We start from the raw sequence: 15,503 nt of genomic DNA, 5'->3' as shown, positions 1-15,503 counted from the left end.
GTGTGATTTGTCCTTTTCAAACGGAATGACATTCCTGCTTTGAAGAGGACATTTTTTCCTGATTGATTATTTAATTTTCAGCTTATGACACCTTTCCTTCTTACCTTGCTGTTGGTCAATCTCGTGCTTATCGGGCTTGTGTTTGCTGATTTCAGGAAATCAAAAAAAGCGCACCAGCTTAAGACCGCCGCTTATGAATCGATGATTGTTACATTACTCGAAAACCAGGCGAGCCAGGATGGGCGTATACAAATGGCCGATGATTTAAAGGAAACGCTGCGTACTTCGCAAAAACGGATAGGAGCAGAGATCCTTTCGCTCCAATACCAACTGCTGGACACTTTAGCCAAAAACAATCTGATAGAATGAGGCAGGAAACTTTTGCGTTGAGAATTTTTTAATACTTTTATGGGGAAAGCCAAAACATTTCACATGAAATCATTATTTGCACTGGTGCTGTTCCTCACGGCATCATGGATGCATCCGCAAAATCCCCAAACTTCCAAAACCGACAGCCTGAAGATTGCATTGAAAAAGCAAACCGGGCAGCAGAAATTCCATACGCTCTGCTATTTGTCCGACGAGTACAGTTACAGCGATCTCGACCAGGCGCTCTCGTATGGGAAACAGGCATTGGCAATGGCTAAGAAAATCAAGAGTGATTCCTGTATCGCGATGGCGTATAATGCGATCGCCAACACGTTCCAGTTCCGGAGCGAACTGGATTCTGCCGTAGTCTACCACCGAAAATCTTTGCAATCCCGCATGAAGATCAGGGATTCCCTTGGCATCGCCGATTCTTACAACAATATCGGGATTGCTTTTGATACTAAAGGCGATTTCCAGCAGGCGCTGAACAATTATTTCAAGGCGCTGTATTATTACGACAAGAAGAACGACATCAGCAAGCAGGCGATGACCTATACGAACATCGGCATTGTGTATAAAACGCATGAGGATTATAAGAAAGCGCTGACGTACTACCGCAAGGCTTATGATTTTTATGTCAAGGCAAAAGACGAATTCGGGATTACGGTGTCGTCGGGAAACCTGGGATCGATCCTGATCAATTTTTCCCGGTATAAGGAATCGCTGAAATATTCCGAAATGGCCCGCAAAGGCTACCAGAAATTAGGGTATGACCGTTACACCGCTTATCCGATAGGGAATATGGCGATGGTGTATGACAGCCTGCACCAATTCGATATCGCAGATAAATATTATAAGCAATCAATTGCGCAGCACGAGAAATTCGAAAACTGGTTTGAAGTCGCCAACACCGGAAATGCTTATGCCCAATGCCTTATCAAGCAAAAGAGATTTGCGGAAAGTATAGCGGTTTCAGAAAAAGCCAAAGCATCCGCGAAAAAATCAGATGCGGAACTGGTGGAAACTATGGCCAATGAGAATCTGGCGAAAGCCTATGCCAAAGGAGGCCATTTTCAAAAAGCGTATGAATATGCCAACCTTTACAGTATCGGAAAAGACAGCCTTTTCAGAAAGGAAAAAACCAAAGCGATTTTTGAACTCGATGCCAAATACCAGACCGAGAAAAAAGAAAAATTACTGCTCCTGAAGGAAGTTGAAGCCAAGCAGCGGAACCTCTGGCTGATGATTTTAGGGTTTTTAGTAATCACCACCATTGCCGGCGCAGCATTGATTTACAGGCAGCAGAAATTGCGCAACAAGCAGCAGGAACAGGAACACCGTCTTGAAAAAGCGATTGCGAAAATTGAAATGCAGAATAAGTTGCAGGAACAACGCCTGAGCATCTCCCGCGATTTACATGACAATATCGGGGCACAATTGACCTTTATCATTTCATCGGTCGATAACCTGAAATTTGCTTTCGATCTCAAGGATTCAAAACTGAACGGCAAGCTTGACAACATCAGCGGGTTTACACAATCCACAATTATCGAACTGCGCGACACGATCTGGGCGATGAACAGCGATGCCATTACATTTGAAGACCTGCATATGCGGATCATGAATTTTATTGAGAAAGCGAAAATCGCTGCGGAAAGCATTCATTTTCGTTTTGAAATTGATGAAAAACTCAGCCACCTTGCTTGCTCTTCGATTGTTGGGATGAACATTTACCGGACCATCCAGGAAGCCGTGAACAATGCCATTAAATACTCGAATGCTACAGAGATTTTGGTCCGGATTGCTGAAAATCAAGACGGGATAAGCATCGAAATTATCGATGACGGAAACGGTTTTGATATGGAAACGGCCATCAACGGAAACGGATTGCACAATATGAAAAAACGCATCCGCAGCATCGGCGGGGCTGCAGAGATCGATTCTGCACCCGGAACCGGGACGCGCGTCAGCATCAACCTGCAAAAAGAAGCATTAAACACCTAGTATGATTAAGATAGCCATAGCCGATGACAATTCGTTCCTGATCAGGACCGTCCAGGAGAAACTTTCGTTCTTCGACGATTTTGCCGTGAGGTGCGTGGCCTGCGACGGCCAGGATTTATTGGAAAAACTACAGGCAAACCGCAATATCGACCTGATCCTCATGGATATCGAAATGCCGGAAATGAACGGGATCGAAGCCACAGGGATCATCAAGTCAAAATACCCGCACATCAGGATCATCATGCTGACCGTGTTTGATAATGACGAGAACATCTTCAACGCCATCAAGGCCGGTGCCGACGGTTACCTGCTCAAGGAAATCAACCCGAAGGATTTATACCAGGGGATTATTGAAACGATGAACGGCGGGGCGGCCATGCATCCGTCCATCGCTTTCAAGACATTGAAATTACTGCGTGACCCGGTACCTTTTGAAAAATCGGGTACGGAAGACATCAAGCTCTCACAACGCGAAATTGAGGTTTTGGAGCAGCTCAGCAAAGGGTTGAATTATAACAATATTGCAGAAAACCTGTTTTTGTCGCCCAGTACGGTCCGCAAGCATATAGAAAATATCTACACCAAATTGCAGGTCCACAATAAATTGGAAGCGGTCGAGAAGGCTAAAAACAATAAACTGATCTAACAAATCACCACCCTTACCACTGCTCAGGGAATACAGATTATGGCGCGTCCCTGCGGGCCGGGCTGTCCGCTCTATCTTTTTTAACCCTCCGGGATTAAAAAAGGATGCCGCTTCCATCCCTCGCGCGGTCTGTCGTATCCGGACGTAAAAACTTCAGATTTAATCCGGTGTTGCCTGAATGTTTTATTTTTGCACTCAGCAACTCAGCAACTCAGCAACTCAGCAACTCAGCAACTCAGCAACTCAGCAACTCAGCAATCAGCAACTCAATATACGAATTAGTACGTATTTCAGCACGCGCATCTCTCACCTAGCTTTGTCTTATAACTTTAAAAAAGAATAAGATGAAAACCAAGACTTTATTTTCAAGAATTACCCTGAGCTTCATGCTCCTGTTTGCGGTCGGAATATCCCGCGCAAATAATGTACAGATTACCGGCACGTCGGTTGTTGGGTCAAACATCACTTTTACCATTAGCTGGGAAAACAGCTGGAATGCCAATGTAGCTCCTGCCAACTGGGACGCGGTTTGGGTTTTTATAAAATACCAGGATTGTAATACCCGTGTATGGGCCCATGCAGGTTTAAGCACAGCTGGCGCAGATCACTCGACATCCTCACCTTTACAGGTAGATCCCGTTACTGACGGAAGGGGTGTATTCGTAAGAAGAAGCTCGCTGGGTGGCGGCACAGTGGCACCAACACAGGTTACCTTAAAAATGACCATTCCTGCAGGAACCTATAACTATAAGGTTTATGGAATTGAAATGGTAAACGTGCCCCAGGGAAATTTCGAGGTTGGCGACGGTACCAGCACCGGGACTTACAACAGCATCACCGTGAATTCAACTTCACAGGCTTCGGGTATCTCGGCTGCGGCTATCGGCGGTGGTTCAGCGACTATCCCAAATACTTATCCTACAGGTTATAATTCTTTCTATTGCATGAAAAATGAAATCTCTCAATTGCAATATGTTGAATACCTGAATTCACTGACTTATGATCAGCAAAAAGCCCACACTTTCAGTGACCCGATCAGCCCAACAGGCACTTACGTCATGTTTGGCAGTTTTGCATACAGGAACGGAATCATCATTTCCACTCCGGGGAATAATGCGGCCATTCCGGCGGTTTATGCCTGTGATGCTTCTGCAGGTGTCGAAAACAACAGTGATGACGGGCAAAGCATTGTTGCCAATAACTTAAGCTGGGGAGATTTGTCAGCCTATCTTGATTGGGCTGCTTTGCGTCCTATGACAGAATTGGAATACGAGAAGGTATGCCGTGGCAGCATGCCGCGCGTAGCGGGAGAATATCCATGGGGAACTACTGATCTGACACAGGTTTACAGTTCTTTAGGCGGATTAATCAATGACTACCTGCCAAACGAAACTTTCACACCGGTGTCTAATGGAATGTGTGCATTTGGTGTAGGAAGCGGAAATGGAGTTTACGGACCTGTAAGAGTAGGGGCTTTCGCTTCCGGAACTTCGGGAAGATCTTCTGCAGGCGCAGGTTTTTATGGCGCTATGGAAATGGGTGGAAATGTATGGGAGCATATTGTGAATACCACCACCTCAGGCGTAACTTTTACAGGAAATAATGGTGATGGTACAATTGCGCCAAACGGTGATGCCAATCAATCGACATGGCCTTCTCCAACAACTGCTGCCGGAACAGGATTCAGGGGCGGAAGTTATATCGATGCTGCTGTCAGGGTCCGTACTTCAGACAGGGCCAGTGTTACTACTGTAGATGCTACAAGATACCCGAGTTTCGGAGGAAGAGGCGTGAGGTAATCATTTAATTTGAGCCGGTATCCTGATGGATATCATATTAAAAATGACAACAATTTTAAATTCAAATTAGATGATGAAAACAATTAACCATTATATAATTGTATTCGTGGCATTGATATTGTCCGCCGCATCATCGTATTCCCAATACCATGGAGGTGACGCTGCAGGCGCATCAACCGATCGGTTTGGGATAACTTCGTGCCCCGTGCCACCGCATTTCTATGCGTATTTCGGAAGCACAGACGATAATGTGACCGTCGATATCCTGATGAATACAAGCTGCAGCGCTCCACCGCCTTCGTTCTTTGCCTATATGGGCGGGGATAACGACAGTGCCGGTGTCGAGGAACTCAGCGCTACTGCCTGCGGGACACCGCCTTCGTTCTTTGCCTATATGGGCGGGGAGCAGGACAGTGCCCACGTGGATGATCTTTTGGCCGTGTCGTGCGGTACCCCGAATCAATTCTATGCTTATTTCGGCGGTGCCGATGATGGATTTGCTTTGGATGTTATCGGAAGCTGTCCAGTTACGCCACCGGTCGCCGACTTTACGGCATCTGCCACGGCAACCTGCGTAGGCGGAAGCATCAATTTTACGGATACCTCGACAAACATCCCGTTCGTATGGAGCTGGACCTTTGCTGGCGGTACACCCGCTACTTCAACGGTACAAAATCCTTCGGTGACGTATAATGCGCCGGGGACTTATGCCGTAAGTTTAACCGCGACAAACTACAACGGAAGCAATACCAAAACCATTGCGGGTTACATCACTGTAACTGCCATTCCTGCCGTAGCTTCCGTAACTCCGGGTTCCCGCTGTGATGCGGGTGTAGTCAACCTTCAGGCTACTGCAAGCGCCGGCGTACTAAGATGGTATAATGTTGCCAATGGCGGTTCGATACTAGGAACAGGGACTTTTTTTCCAACCGGGATCATCAACACAACTACTACATTCTACGTGGAAGCCGCCAGCGGAAGCTGTGTCTCTGCACGTACCGCTGTAGTCGCTACGGTAAATACCACGCCGACGGTTACGGCAACCACGCCGGGTTCACGCTGCGGTACGGGTTCCGTGACATTGGGTGCCACGGCAAGTGCGGGTACTTTAAGCTGGTTTGACGTAGCAAACGGAGGGGTGGCCCTGGGAACAGGGACCTCTTTTGCCACGCCATCAATCAGCAGCGATACTACTTATTATGTGCAGGCTGCCAACGGAAGCTGTATTTCAGCACGAACAGCTGTTTTAGCCAATATAAATTCAGTACCTTCAGTAACTTCCACTACTCCGGGAAGCCGTTGTGACTCAGGAAGCGTAATGCTTGTTGCTACTGCAAGTGCAGGAACTTTAAACTGGTATAGCGTCCCGAATGGCGGCACTGTATTGGGTACCGGAACCTCTTTTGTAACACCGTCTATCAGCAGCAACACGAATTTCTATGTGGAGGCTACCAACGGTACGTGTACGTCTGCAAGGACTGTCGTTTTAGCAACTGCAAGTCCTTCTCCTGCCATTACAAGCACTACGCCTTCCGGCAGATGTGATGCAGGTACGGTAACCCTGAGCGCCACTGCCAGTGCGGGAACGATCAGCTGGTTTGATGTGGCTAATGGTGGAACTGCCATCGGCAACGGAACCAACTTTATCACGCCGTCGATCAGCGCTACAAAAACATACTACGTTGAAACTGCCAATGGAAGCTGTATCTCCACGCGTGTCCCTGTAATCGCTTCGGTTACGGCTACACCAACGGTGACAGCAACTATACCAGCAGGCCGGTGTGGGACTGGGAGCGTAACGCTCGGTGCTACCGCAAGTGCCGGTACACTGAACTGGTACGGAATAGCTGTCGGCGGAACTATATTAGGTTCCGGAACAGCATTCGCAACTCCGAACATCGCCGTAACAACTACTTATTATGTTGAAGCTGTAAACGGAAGTTGTTCTTCTGCACGAACTGCCGTAACGGCCACCGTAAGCACAATGCCAACGATCACCACCACTACGCCTGCGTCGCGTTGTGATACCGGTACGCTAACATTGAGTGCATCGGCAAGCGCCGGTACACTGAATTGGTATGATGTGCCGACCGGCGGCAGTGTATTGGGTTCAGGCAATAATTTTGTTACGCCGTCCGTCAGCGCTACGACTACTTATTATGTTGAAGCCGTGAGCGGAAACTGTACATCGCCAAGAACTGCTGTTACGGCCACTGTAAATGCTACACCTGTAATCAGTGCAGCTACGCCGGGCAACCGTTGTGGCTCAGGAAGTGTGACAATAGGTGCCGCTGCTACAGCAGGAACCATCAATTGGTATAATGTATCCACAGGCGGAAGTGTGTTAGGAACGGGAACTTCTTTTGTAACACCTGCGATCAGTGCCGATACGAATTTCTATGCTGAAGCTGTGAATGGAAGCTGTACTTCTGCAAGGGTAGCCGTGCTGGCAACCATCAATCCGGTACCGACAGTTACATCCACTACACCGGCGGGCCGTTGTGATTCAGGAAGCGTAACGCTTGGTGCTACTGCAAGTTCAGGAACTTTGAACTGGTACAGCGTCCCGAATGGCGGCACTGTATTGGGTACAGGAACATCTTTCATAACACCTGCGATCAGCAGCAATACCAACTTCTATGTTGAAGCTACAAATGGAACCTGCACCTCTGCAAGGACAATAGTTTTGGCAACAGCAAGTGCTACTCCTGTTATTACAAATACTACGCCTTCCGGCAGATGTGATGCCGGTACGGTCACTTTAACAGCGACAGCCAGCGCGGGAATTATCAGCTGGTTTGATGTAGCGAATGGTGGAATCGCTATTGGAAGCGGAAGCACTTTCATCACTCCTTCTATAGGTACAACCACAACTTATTATGTGGAAACAGCAAACGGAAGTTGTGTGTCTGCGCGTATTGCGGTTATTGCATCGGTAAACACCACGCCATCGGTAACAGCCACCGTTCCGGGAGAACGATGCGGGAATGGTATTGTAAACCTCAGTGCAACTGCCAGTGCGGGAACACTCAGATGGTATAACGTACCGACGGGCGGTACCATATTAGGAACCGGAACGTCGTTCAATACGCCTTTCCTTTCTGCCACAACAACGTACTATGTTGAAGCGGTTAATGGAAGTTGTATTTCACCAAGGGTGAGCATTATGGCTACTTTAAATACCATGCCTGTAGTTGTAGGCACGACTTCTGCCGGGCGTTGCAGCGTGGGTGAAGTGGTAATCGAAGCTGAAAGCAATATTGGTACCCTGAACTGGTACAGCGCCCAAACAGGTGGCGTATTGCTTGGCACAGGACCTGAATTCACGACACCATCGATCAGTGAAACAACTTTCTATTATGTAGAAGCAGTCAATGGCGGCTGTACTTCTTCGAGAGTGGCAGTTGAAGCGGATGTTTATCTTCTGGAAGGCCCAACAGGAAGCGCGAGCCAGTCTTTCTGCTCCGGAGCTACGATCGGCCAGCTGGTGGCTAATGGTACAAATATAACATGGTATAACGCACCAACCGGCGGCATACTGCTTTCCAACAGCACACCGCTCGTTGACGGGACAGTGTATTATGCTTCACAGCACGACGGCAATTGCGACAGTTTTGAAAGGCTGGCCGTTACGGCAACCATAACAGCTGCACCAATAGTAACAGCAACCGTTCCTGGTCAGCGATGCGGAAACGGTATCGTTAGTCTTGGGGCTACTGCAAGTTCAGGAACTTTGAACTGGTACAGCGTCCAGAATGGCGGCACCGTATTGGGAACCGGAACGTCATTCAATACGCCTGTCCTTTCAGCAACAGCAACTTATTATGTTGAAGCAGTAAACGGAACGTGTATTTCTGCAAGGATTGCCGTATTGGCTACTGTTGATGCCCTACCGCAAATCACGTCGACCACTCCGGCTTCACGTTGTGATTCCGGCAGCGTAACCCTTCAGGCGACTGCCGATTCTGGTACACTGAATTGGTATGCTGCACCTTCGGGAGGCACTGCCATTGGCACAGGAAACAGTTTTGCAACACCTTCAATGAATACTTCAACGACTTATTATGTTGAAGTAACTAATGGAAATTGTACTTCTGTACGTACTGCAGTCCTGGCTTCTGTAAACGTAACGCCAACAGTAACTTCAGTTACGCCGGGAGAACGTTGTGATGCTGGTTCAGTAACATTAAGCGCAACGGCAAGTGCAGGCAACCTGAGATGGTATGCTGCGCCAACTGGCGGTTCACTATTGGGCACAGGAACCACTTTTGCCACACCGGTAATTGCCGTAACTACAACTTATTATGTTGAGGCCAGGGCGATAGGATGTAATTCTCCCAGAACTGCAGTAATAGCAACAATAAGCAATCCTGAAATCATTTCCACTGTTCCCGCCTCACGTTGCGGCAGCGGAGATGTGATGCTTGAAGCCATTTCGAGTGCAGGCACTGTCAACTGGTATGACCAACCCACAGGAGGTACCTTATTGTCGACCGGAAGTTTATACCAAACCAATGCGCTAAGCGGCACGACCACTTTTTACGCTGAGGCGGTAAACGGAACCTGTGTGTCAACCCGTACTGCGGTCACCGCTACAGTTAATATTGTGGCAACACCAACAGGAAACGCAAACCAAACCTTCTGTAATGGCGAAACCGTCGGGCAATTGCTCGTAAGCGGTAACGACATCAGCTGGTATGACGCGCCCTCAAACGGAAATCTTATCGCCGATGGCGCACCACTCGTAAATGGAGCAACATATTATGCTTCCCAAAACGATGGCAGCTGCGACAGCGATGTGAGATTGGCCGTTACGGTAACTACCGGGGCTTGTTTAAATGTCGACAACCTGCAATCGGATGTATTGAATGTGTATCCGAACCCGGTGACCGACTTCCTGAACGTTTCTTATTCACAAAATATCGCGAATGTCCAGATCATAAACATGATCGGGCAAATCGTACTGGATAAGAAAATCGGTACCGCTGAAACCAGGCTCGATATGTCACACCTCGCCGCAGGGACATATCTTGTAAAGGTTTCCGCAGACAACCTTTTCAAAACCATCAAGATTATAAAGAGGTAACATCTTGTTCCCTGTTTTGTTTGGAAAGCCACCTTCGGGTGGTTTTCTTTTTTTTATATGGGTACTACTGCCAACTGCTACTGCCCACTGAATACTAATTATGGCGCGCCCTACGGGCCGGGCTTTCGGCTTTAGTCCCCGCTGCGCTGCGGGCTTTCCGCTTCACATGAGCGGAGCAACTGCCGTAGGAATCCCTCGCGCGGTCCCTCGTATATATCAAGCGTCAACTCCGACTTTTGACTTTCGACAAATTCAATTACATTTACCAACCATGAAACCCACCGACCGCAAATCCGAAATCATCAACATTTCAGCCTCACTTTTCAAAGAGAAAGGCTACAGTGCCGTGACCATGCGCGACATCGCCCAGGCTTTGGATATTAAAGCGGCTAGCCTTTACAACCACATCAAATCCAAGCAGGAAATCCTCGAGCTCATCATTATTGAAATTGCCGAGGAATACACGCACACCATCCGTATGATAGAAGCGTCGGACGAATCTGCGGTCAGCAAGATCGAAAAGGTCATCCAGCTCCACATCGATATTACAGTACGGAATCCGGAAGCTTTGGCGTCACTGAACAACGACTGGATGCATTTGCCGGATACGCAATTGCAGTATTTCCTGCACATGCGCGAAGAATACGAAGACATTTTCCGTAGCATTATCAAAAAAGGCATTGCCCATGGCGAAATCAGGAACCACAATGCTGAAGTGATGATTTTCACGATACTTTCCACCATCCGGACGCTGTATCTTTGGTATGGGAAAAAGAAGGATTTCTCAGCTAACATCCTGGAAAAGAATCTAAAGGAAATTCTGCTGCATGGTATAATTTAACTTTCACATTAAGAAATTATTACTAAATTTGCATAGTAAACTAACAAGTGTTAGTTAAAATCAAACGTTGTATTATCCATATGGCAAAGTTCCACAATATAAAAGTGCAGGATGTTTATAAGGAAACGAAGGATTGTTCCGTCATTTCCTTTGAAATTCCGGAAGCATTGAAATCCGACTTTAAATATTCTCATGGGCAGCACCTCACATTGAAAGCCCATGTCGACGGGCAGGAAGTCCGCCGTTCCTATTCTTTATGTTCCAGCCCTGTCGAAGACCAATGGAAAGTTGCCGTCAAAAAGATTAATGGGGGACTGTTTTCTTCGTTTGTGAATGAAACACTGAAAAAAGGCGATACACTCGAAATTATGCCGCCAAACGGTGTCTTTAATACACCGATTGAGCCTGAAAAAGCAAAGAATTACATCGTTTTTGCTGCCGGAAGCGGTATCACCCCGATTCTTTCCATTATGAAAACACATCTGGCTTTAGAACCAAATTGTACTTTCAGGCTGTTTTACCTGAACCGCAGCGTAAAATCAATTATCTTTAAGGAAGAAATCGAGCAGCTGAAAAACCGTTATTTCGGACGTCTCGAAATATTCCATTTCCTTACAAAAGAACTCCGTAGCATTGAATTGTTCAATGGCCGGTTCACCAAAGAGAAAATGGAAACCATCATTAAAGGCCTTATCGATATAGGTACAACAGACGAATGTTTCATCTGTGGCCCGGAACAGATGATTTTCCTGATCCGTGACGAACTGACGGCGGCAGGTTTATCAAAAGAGAAAATCCACTTCGAACTCTTCAATACCGGAACCTCTGAAGAAGATAAAGCCCGTGTAAGCAGGATATTGGAAAAGAAAGTAGAAGGTACCGATGTCACCATCATCGATGGCGGAAAGGAATTCCACTTCATCATGGAGGACGACTATGATAACATCCTCGATGGCGCACTTGCGGCCGGTGCCGATCTGCCATTTGCCTGTAAAGGTGGCGTATGCAGTACCTGCCGTTGCAAAGTCGTCGAAGGAACCGTAGAAATGAAAATCAATTATGCCCTCGACGAAAACGAGGTGGCGAAAAATTATATATTAAGCTGCCAGGCCGTACCGACTTCAGAGAAAGTTGTGGTTGATTTCGGCGCTTAGAAAAAATAAATAACTAAACCTTAAAGTTATGTCAGAACTGGAACTCGAAGCGGAATTCGAAAGAAAAATCGCAAATGACCAAAAGATTGAGCCGAAAGACTGGATGCCGGAGAAATACCGCAAGACGCACATCCGCCAGATTTCCCAACACGCCCATTCCGAAATCGTCGGCATGCTCCCTGAAGGCAATTGGATCACACGCGCGCCTTCATTGAGAAGAAAAGTAGCCTTGCTGGCAAAAGTCCAGGACGAGGCCGGACACGGTTTATATTTATACAGTGCCTGCGAAACCTTAGGGATTTCCCGTGAACAATTATACGACCAACTGCATTCCGGCGAAGCTAAATATTCGTCTATCTTCAATTACCCAACCGTAACCTGGGCTGATATGGGTGCCATCGGCTGGCTCGTTGACGGTGCGGCAATTATCAACCAGGTACCGCTTACGGCAACATCGTACGGTCCTTATGCCCGTGCTATGGTTCGTGTCTGCAAGGAAGAAAGTTTCCACCAAAGACAAGGCTTCGAAATCATGATGACGTTAGCCAATGGTACACCCGAACAAAAAGCTATGGCACAGGATGCATTAAATCGCTGGTGGTGGCCATCGCTGATGATGCTTGGGCCAACTGATGCAGAATCTGTGCACACCGAACAATCCATGAAATGGAAACTGAAACGCAAAACAAATGACGAATTACGCCAGCAGTTTGTAGACCAAACTGTTCCGCAAGCCGACCTTATCGGATTGACGATTCCGGACCCGGATTTAAGATGGAACGAAGAAACCAAACGCTACGATTTCGGCGAAATGGATTGGGACGAATTCTGGCAGGTCGTAAAAGGCCACGGCCCATGCAATAAAGTCCGTATGGATGCCCGCCGCAATGCCTGGAGCAAAGGCGAATGGGTACGCGATGCCGCAATGGCGTATGCGGAGAAACAAGAGCAATTAGAAACAGCATAAATGAGTTGGCAGTCGCAGTCGCAGTTTTCAGAACTACGACTGCGACTGCGACTGTAAACTATTGATTATGAAGAACTGGCCACTTTACGAAGTATTTGTCCGCTCTAAAAACGGACTCGAACACCGCCACTGCGGAAGCCTCCACGCGAGCGATGCAACAATGGCTTTGGAAAATGCCCGCGATGTGTATACCCGCAGAATGGAAGGCGTCAGCATCTGGGTAGTCCCATCAAGCGAAATCACGGCTTCGAACCCGGAAAACAACGGAGAATTTTTCGAGCCGGCAAAAGACAAAGCATACCGCCATCCGACATTTTACGAATTGCCGGAGGAATTAAAGCATATGTAAAATAGGTACAAGGTTCAGGGTATAGGGTGCAAGTCAAACCCTGAACCCTGAACCCTGAACCCTGAACCAAATAAAATGAATCTAGTCCAATACATCTACGGTATCGCAGACAATGCACTCATCCTCGGCCAGCGCCTCGGAGAGCTATGCGGTCACGGCCCAAACCTCGAAGTCGACATTGCCATGACCAATATCGCACTCGATCTGCTCGGTCAGACACGCAGTTATTATCAATACGCTGCACAGCTTTCAGGTGGCGATGCGACAGAAGATACCATCGCATTCCTGCGTAACGAAAGGGAATACAAGAGCGTATTACTGGTAGAACAACCCAATACCGATTTTGCCTATTCAATCGGCAGGCAGTTCTTATACGATGCCTTCCACCTGTTGCTTTTGCAGGAATTGCAGCACAGCAAAGACGAAACGCTTGCTGCCATTGCCAAAAAAAGCATTAAGGAAGTCAGTTACCACCACCGTTTTTCATCGGATTGGGTGAAAAGGCTTGGCGACGGTACCGAAGAAAGTCATCAAAGGATGCAAACGGCAATCAACGATTTATGGACATTCACTGACGAATTGTTCCACCAGACCGATGCCGACAAATCCATGGTTTCTGAAGGTATAGGGGTAGATGTAACAACATTAAAAGCCGCGTTCTTTTCTAAAATCACACAAATCCTGGAAGAAGCGACATTGCAGGTTCCGGATATGAAATATTTCCAGAAAGGCGGCAAGCACGGGATCCACAGCGAACATATGGGTTACCTGCTGGCCGATTTGCAGTACATGCAACGCACCTATCCGGATATGAACTGGTAGTTTTTTGAGGAGCTGTTTCCCGCTTTCCGCTGCAATCTTTTTACAATTCCGCAGGCTACATTGTAAAAAGGATTTCTGCTGCAATCGGGGCTAGGGTTCCGAACTAGAATGAAATGACAGACACACAACCACATATCGACCCCAAACTCGCCCAAATCCTCGAATCGGTTTCCGATCCCGAGATTCCTGTACTGTCGATTATGGAAATGGGTGTAGTGCGCTCAGCAGCAATGAAGGATGGTGTAGCTGAAATAAAAATCACACCAACCTACAGTGGCTGTCCCGCGATGGATGTAATCGGTGATGATATTAAAAAAGCACTGAAAGAAAAAGGCTTCGACAGCAAAGTCAGTCTCGTATTGTCCCCGGCATGGACCACCGACTGGATTACGCCCAAAGGCAGGGATGCATTGGAAAAATACGGCATCGCTGCCCCATTGGAACCTGAAGCTGATTTGGACGCTTTACTCGGGAATAAAAAAATAGTGAAATGCCCGCAATGCGGCTCACACAATACAAAAATGATCAGCCAGTTCGGCTCCACGGCATGTAAGGCATTTTTCCAATGTCAGGACTGCCAGGAACCGTTTGATTATTTTAAATGCCTGAAATAGAATTACGAATTAGAAATTACGAATTGCGAACAGAAATATGAGCTCAATTGTACTTAAAATAGAAAACAACATCGGTTTTATAACCCTAAACCGCCCCGAAGTATTCAACAGTTTCAACCGCGAAATGGCTTTGGAGATGCAGGCTGCACTCGACGAATGCCAATCGGATGATACCGTCCGCGCGATTGTAATCACCGGGTCGGGAAAAGCGTTTTGCGCCGGACAGGACTTAAAAGAAGTCACCACGCCGGAATTAATGCCGGGTTTCCGCAAAATCCTTGAAGAACATTACAATCCGATCATACAAAGAATAAGAACCATTGAAAAGCCTGTTGTCGGAGCGGTGAATGGCGTGGCTGCCGGAGCCGGAGCCAATATCGCTTTGGCGTGTGACATCGTCGTTGCTTCAGAAAATGCGGCATTCATCCAGGCGTTCAGCAAAATAGGATTGGTGCCGGACAGCGCGGGAACTTTCTTCCTGCCAAGATTGGTCGGTTTCCAGAAAGCCATGGCACTCATGATGTTGGGTGACAAGGTAACTTCTGCGGAAGCGTTGCAAATGGGCATGATTTATAAAACATTTCCATTGGAATCATTCGAAGAAGAAGTTTCGAAACTCGCAGTGACATTGGCAAACATGCCTACAAAAGCATTGGGCCTGACAAAGCGATTGCTGAACGAATCCATGACAAATAACCTGCAGCAACAACTCGCCCTCGAATCCGAATTGCAGATTCAATCGGCGAAATCGTATGATTATAATGAAGGCGTCACCGCATTTGTAGAAAAAAGACAACCAGTATTTAAAGGGAAATAAAAACAGATTATAAGATTGTAAGATTTTAAGACAAT

General features: G+C 47.2%; 12 protein-coding genes. All 12 read left to right on the top strand.

Going from position 1 to position 15,503, the window contains the following annotated elements; translation table 11 throughout:
• Nucleotides 1–84 precede the first annotated feature (84 nt).
• The 12 genes from HYN49_RS00895 to HYN49_RS00840 all read left to right on the top strand — a co-directional run bounded on the left by HYN49_RS00895 (nucleotide 85) and on the right by HYN49_RS00840 (nucleotide 15,468).
• A complete protein-coding gene (locus HYN49_RS00895) occupies nucleotides 85–369 on the top strand; it encodes a hypothetical protein (RefSeq protein ID WP_108902362.1) in 285 nt (94 codons plus the stop codon).
• Between the two features lie 63 nt (nucleotides 370–432).
• The gene (locus HYN49_RS00890; protein WP_181368987.1) at nucleotides 433–2,373 is read left to right on the top strand and encodes a tetratricopeptide repeat-containing sensor histidine kinase; all 1,941 of its coding nucleotides are present in this window, start codon (nucleotides 433–435) and stop codon (nucleotides 2,371–2,373) included.
• A 1-nt stretch (nucleotide 2,374) separates the two neighbouring features.
• The gene (locus HYN49_RS00885) at nucleotides 2,375–3,019 is read left to right on the top strand and encodes a response regulator (protein WP_108902360.1); all 645 of its coding nucleotides are present in this window, start codon (nucleotides 2,375–2,377) and stop codon (nucleotides 3,017–3,019) included.
• A gap of 344 nt (nucleotides 3,020–3,363) precedes the next feature.
• Nucleotides 3,364–4,818: an SUMF1/EgtB/PvdO family nonheme iron enzyme gene (locus HYN49_RS00880; protein WP_108902359.1), complete on the top strand. Its 1,455-nt coding sequence runs from the start codon at nucleotides 3,364–3,366 to the stop codon at nucleotides 4,816–4,818.
• Nucleotides 4,819–4,888: 70 nt separating this feature from the next.
• Nucleotides 4,889–9,904, top strand: a complete 5,016-nt coding sequence (locus HYN49_RS00875; RefSeq protein ID WP_108902358.1) for an Ig-like domain-containing protein — start codon at nucleotides 4,889–4,891, stop codon at nucleotides 9,902–9,904.
• 271 nt (nucleotides 9,905–10,175) lie between these two features.
• Nucleotides 10,176–10,745, top strand: a complete 570-nt coding sequence (locus HYN49_RS00870; RefSeq protein ID WP_108902357.1) for a TetR/AcrR family transcriptional regulator — start codon at nucleotides 10,176–10,178, stop codon at nucleotides 10,743–10,745.
• Nucleotides 10,746–10,825: 80 nt separating this feature from the next.
• A complete protein-coding gene (gene paaE / locus HYN49_RS00865) occupies nucleotides 10,826–11,899 on the top strand; it encodes a 1,2-phenylacetyl-CoA epoxidase subunit PaaE (RefSeq protein WP_108902356.1) in 1,074 nt (357 codons plus the stop codon).
• A 28-nt stretch (nucleotides 11,900–11,927) separates the two neighbouring features.
• A complete protein-coding gene (gene paaA / locus HYN49_RS00860; protein WP_108902355.1) occupies nucleotides 11,928–12,866 on the top strand; it encodes a 1,2-phenylacetyl-CoA epoxidase subunit PaaA in 939 nt (312 codons plus the stop codon).
• A 64-nt stretch (nucleotides 12,867–12,930) separates the two neighbouring features.
• Entirely contained in the window at nucleotides 12,931–13,215 is a 285-nt protein-coding gene (gene paaB, locus HYN49_RS00855; RefSeq protein WP_219928760.1) for a 1,2-phenylacetyl-CoA epoxidase subunit PaaB, read from the top strand.
• A gap of 54 nt (nucleotides 13,216–13,269) precedes the next feature.
• Nucleotides 13,270–14,037 carry a 1,2-phenylacetyl-CoA epoxidase subunit PaaC gene (gene paaC / locus HYN49_RS00850; protein WP_317045879.1) on the top strand — a complete coding sequence of 256 codons (768 nt, stop codon included), beginning with the start codon at nucleotides 13,270–13,272 and terminating at the stop codon, nucleotides 14,035–14,037.
• A 113-nt stretch (nucleotides 14,038–14,150) separates the two neighbouring features.
• Nucleotides 14,151–14,651, top strand: coding sequence for a 1,2-phenylacetyl-CoA epoxidase subunit PaaD (gene paaD / locus HYN49_RS00845; RefSeq protein ID WP_108902353.1), 501 nt, complete (start codon nucleotides 14,151–14,153; stop codon nucleotides 14,649–14,651).
• A 37-nt stretch (nucleotides 14,652–14,688) separates the two neighbouring features.
• A complete protein-coding gene (locus HYN49_RS00840; RefSeq protein WP_108902352.1) occupies nucleotides 14,689–15,468 on the top strand; it encodes an enoyl-CoA hydratase-related protein in 780 nt (259 codons plus the stop codon).
• The last annotated feature ends 35 nt before the right edge of the window (nucleotides 15,469–15,503 follow it).

Origin of the sequence: Flavobacterium pallidum (assembly GCF_003097535.1) — a bacterium.
Taxonomy (GTDB): Bacteria; Bacteroidota; Bacteroidia; order Flavobacteriales; family Flavobacteriaceae; genus Flavobacterium; species Flavobacterium pallidum.
The sequence above is the reverse complement of the archived record's forward strand: the minus strand, read 5'-3'. Positions and strand labels throughout refer to the sequence as shown.

Coding starts and splice junctions, on each gene's coding strand:
- HYN49_RS00895 (WP_108902362.1), top strand. CDS start 85: ATGACACCTTTCCTTCTTACCTTGCTGTTGGTCAATCTCGTGCTTATC.
- HYN49_RS00890 (WP_181368987.1), top strand. CDS start 433: ATGAAATCATTATTTGCACTGGTGCTGTTCCTCACGGCATCATGGATG.
- HYN49_RS00885 (WP_108902360.1), top strand. CDS start 2,375: ATGATTAAGATAGCCATAGCCGATGACAATTCGTTCCTGATCAGGACC.
- HYN49_RS00880 (WP_108902359.1), top strand. CDS start 3,364: ATGAAAACCAAGACTTTATTTTCAAGAATTACCCTGAGCTTCATGCTC.
- HYN49_RS00875 (WP_108902358.1), top strand. CDS start 4,889: ATGATGAAAACAATTAACCATTATATAATTGTATTCGTGGCATTGATA.
- HYN49_RS00870 (WP_108902357.1), top strand. CDS start 10,176: ATGAAACCCACCGACCGCAAATCCGAAATCATCAACATTTCAGCCTCA.
- paaE (WP_108902356.1), top strand. CDS start 10,826: ATGGCAAAGTTCCACAATATAAAAGTGCAGGATGTTTATAAGGAAACG.
- paaA (WP_108902355.1), top strand. CDS start 11,928: ATGTCAGAACTGGAACTCGAAGCGGAATTCGAAAGAAAAATCGCAAAT.
- paaD (WP_108902353.1), top strand. CDS start 14,151: ATGACAGACACACAACCACATATCGACCCCAAACTCGCCCAAATCCTC.
- HYN49_RS00840 (WP_108902352.1), top strand. CDS start 14,689: ATGAGCTCAATTGTACTTAAAATAGAAAACAACATCGGTTTTATAACC.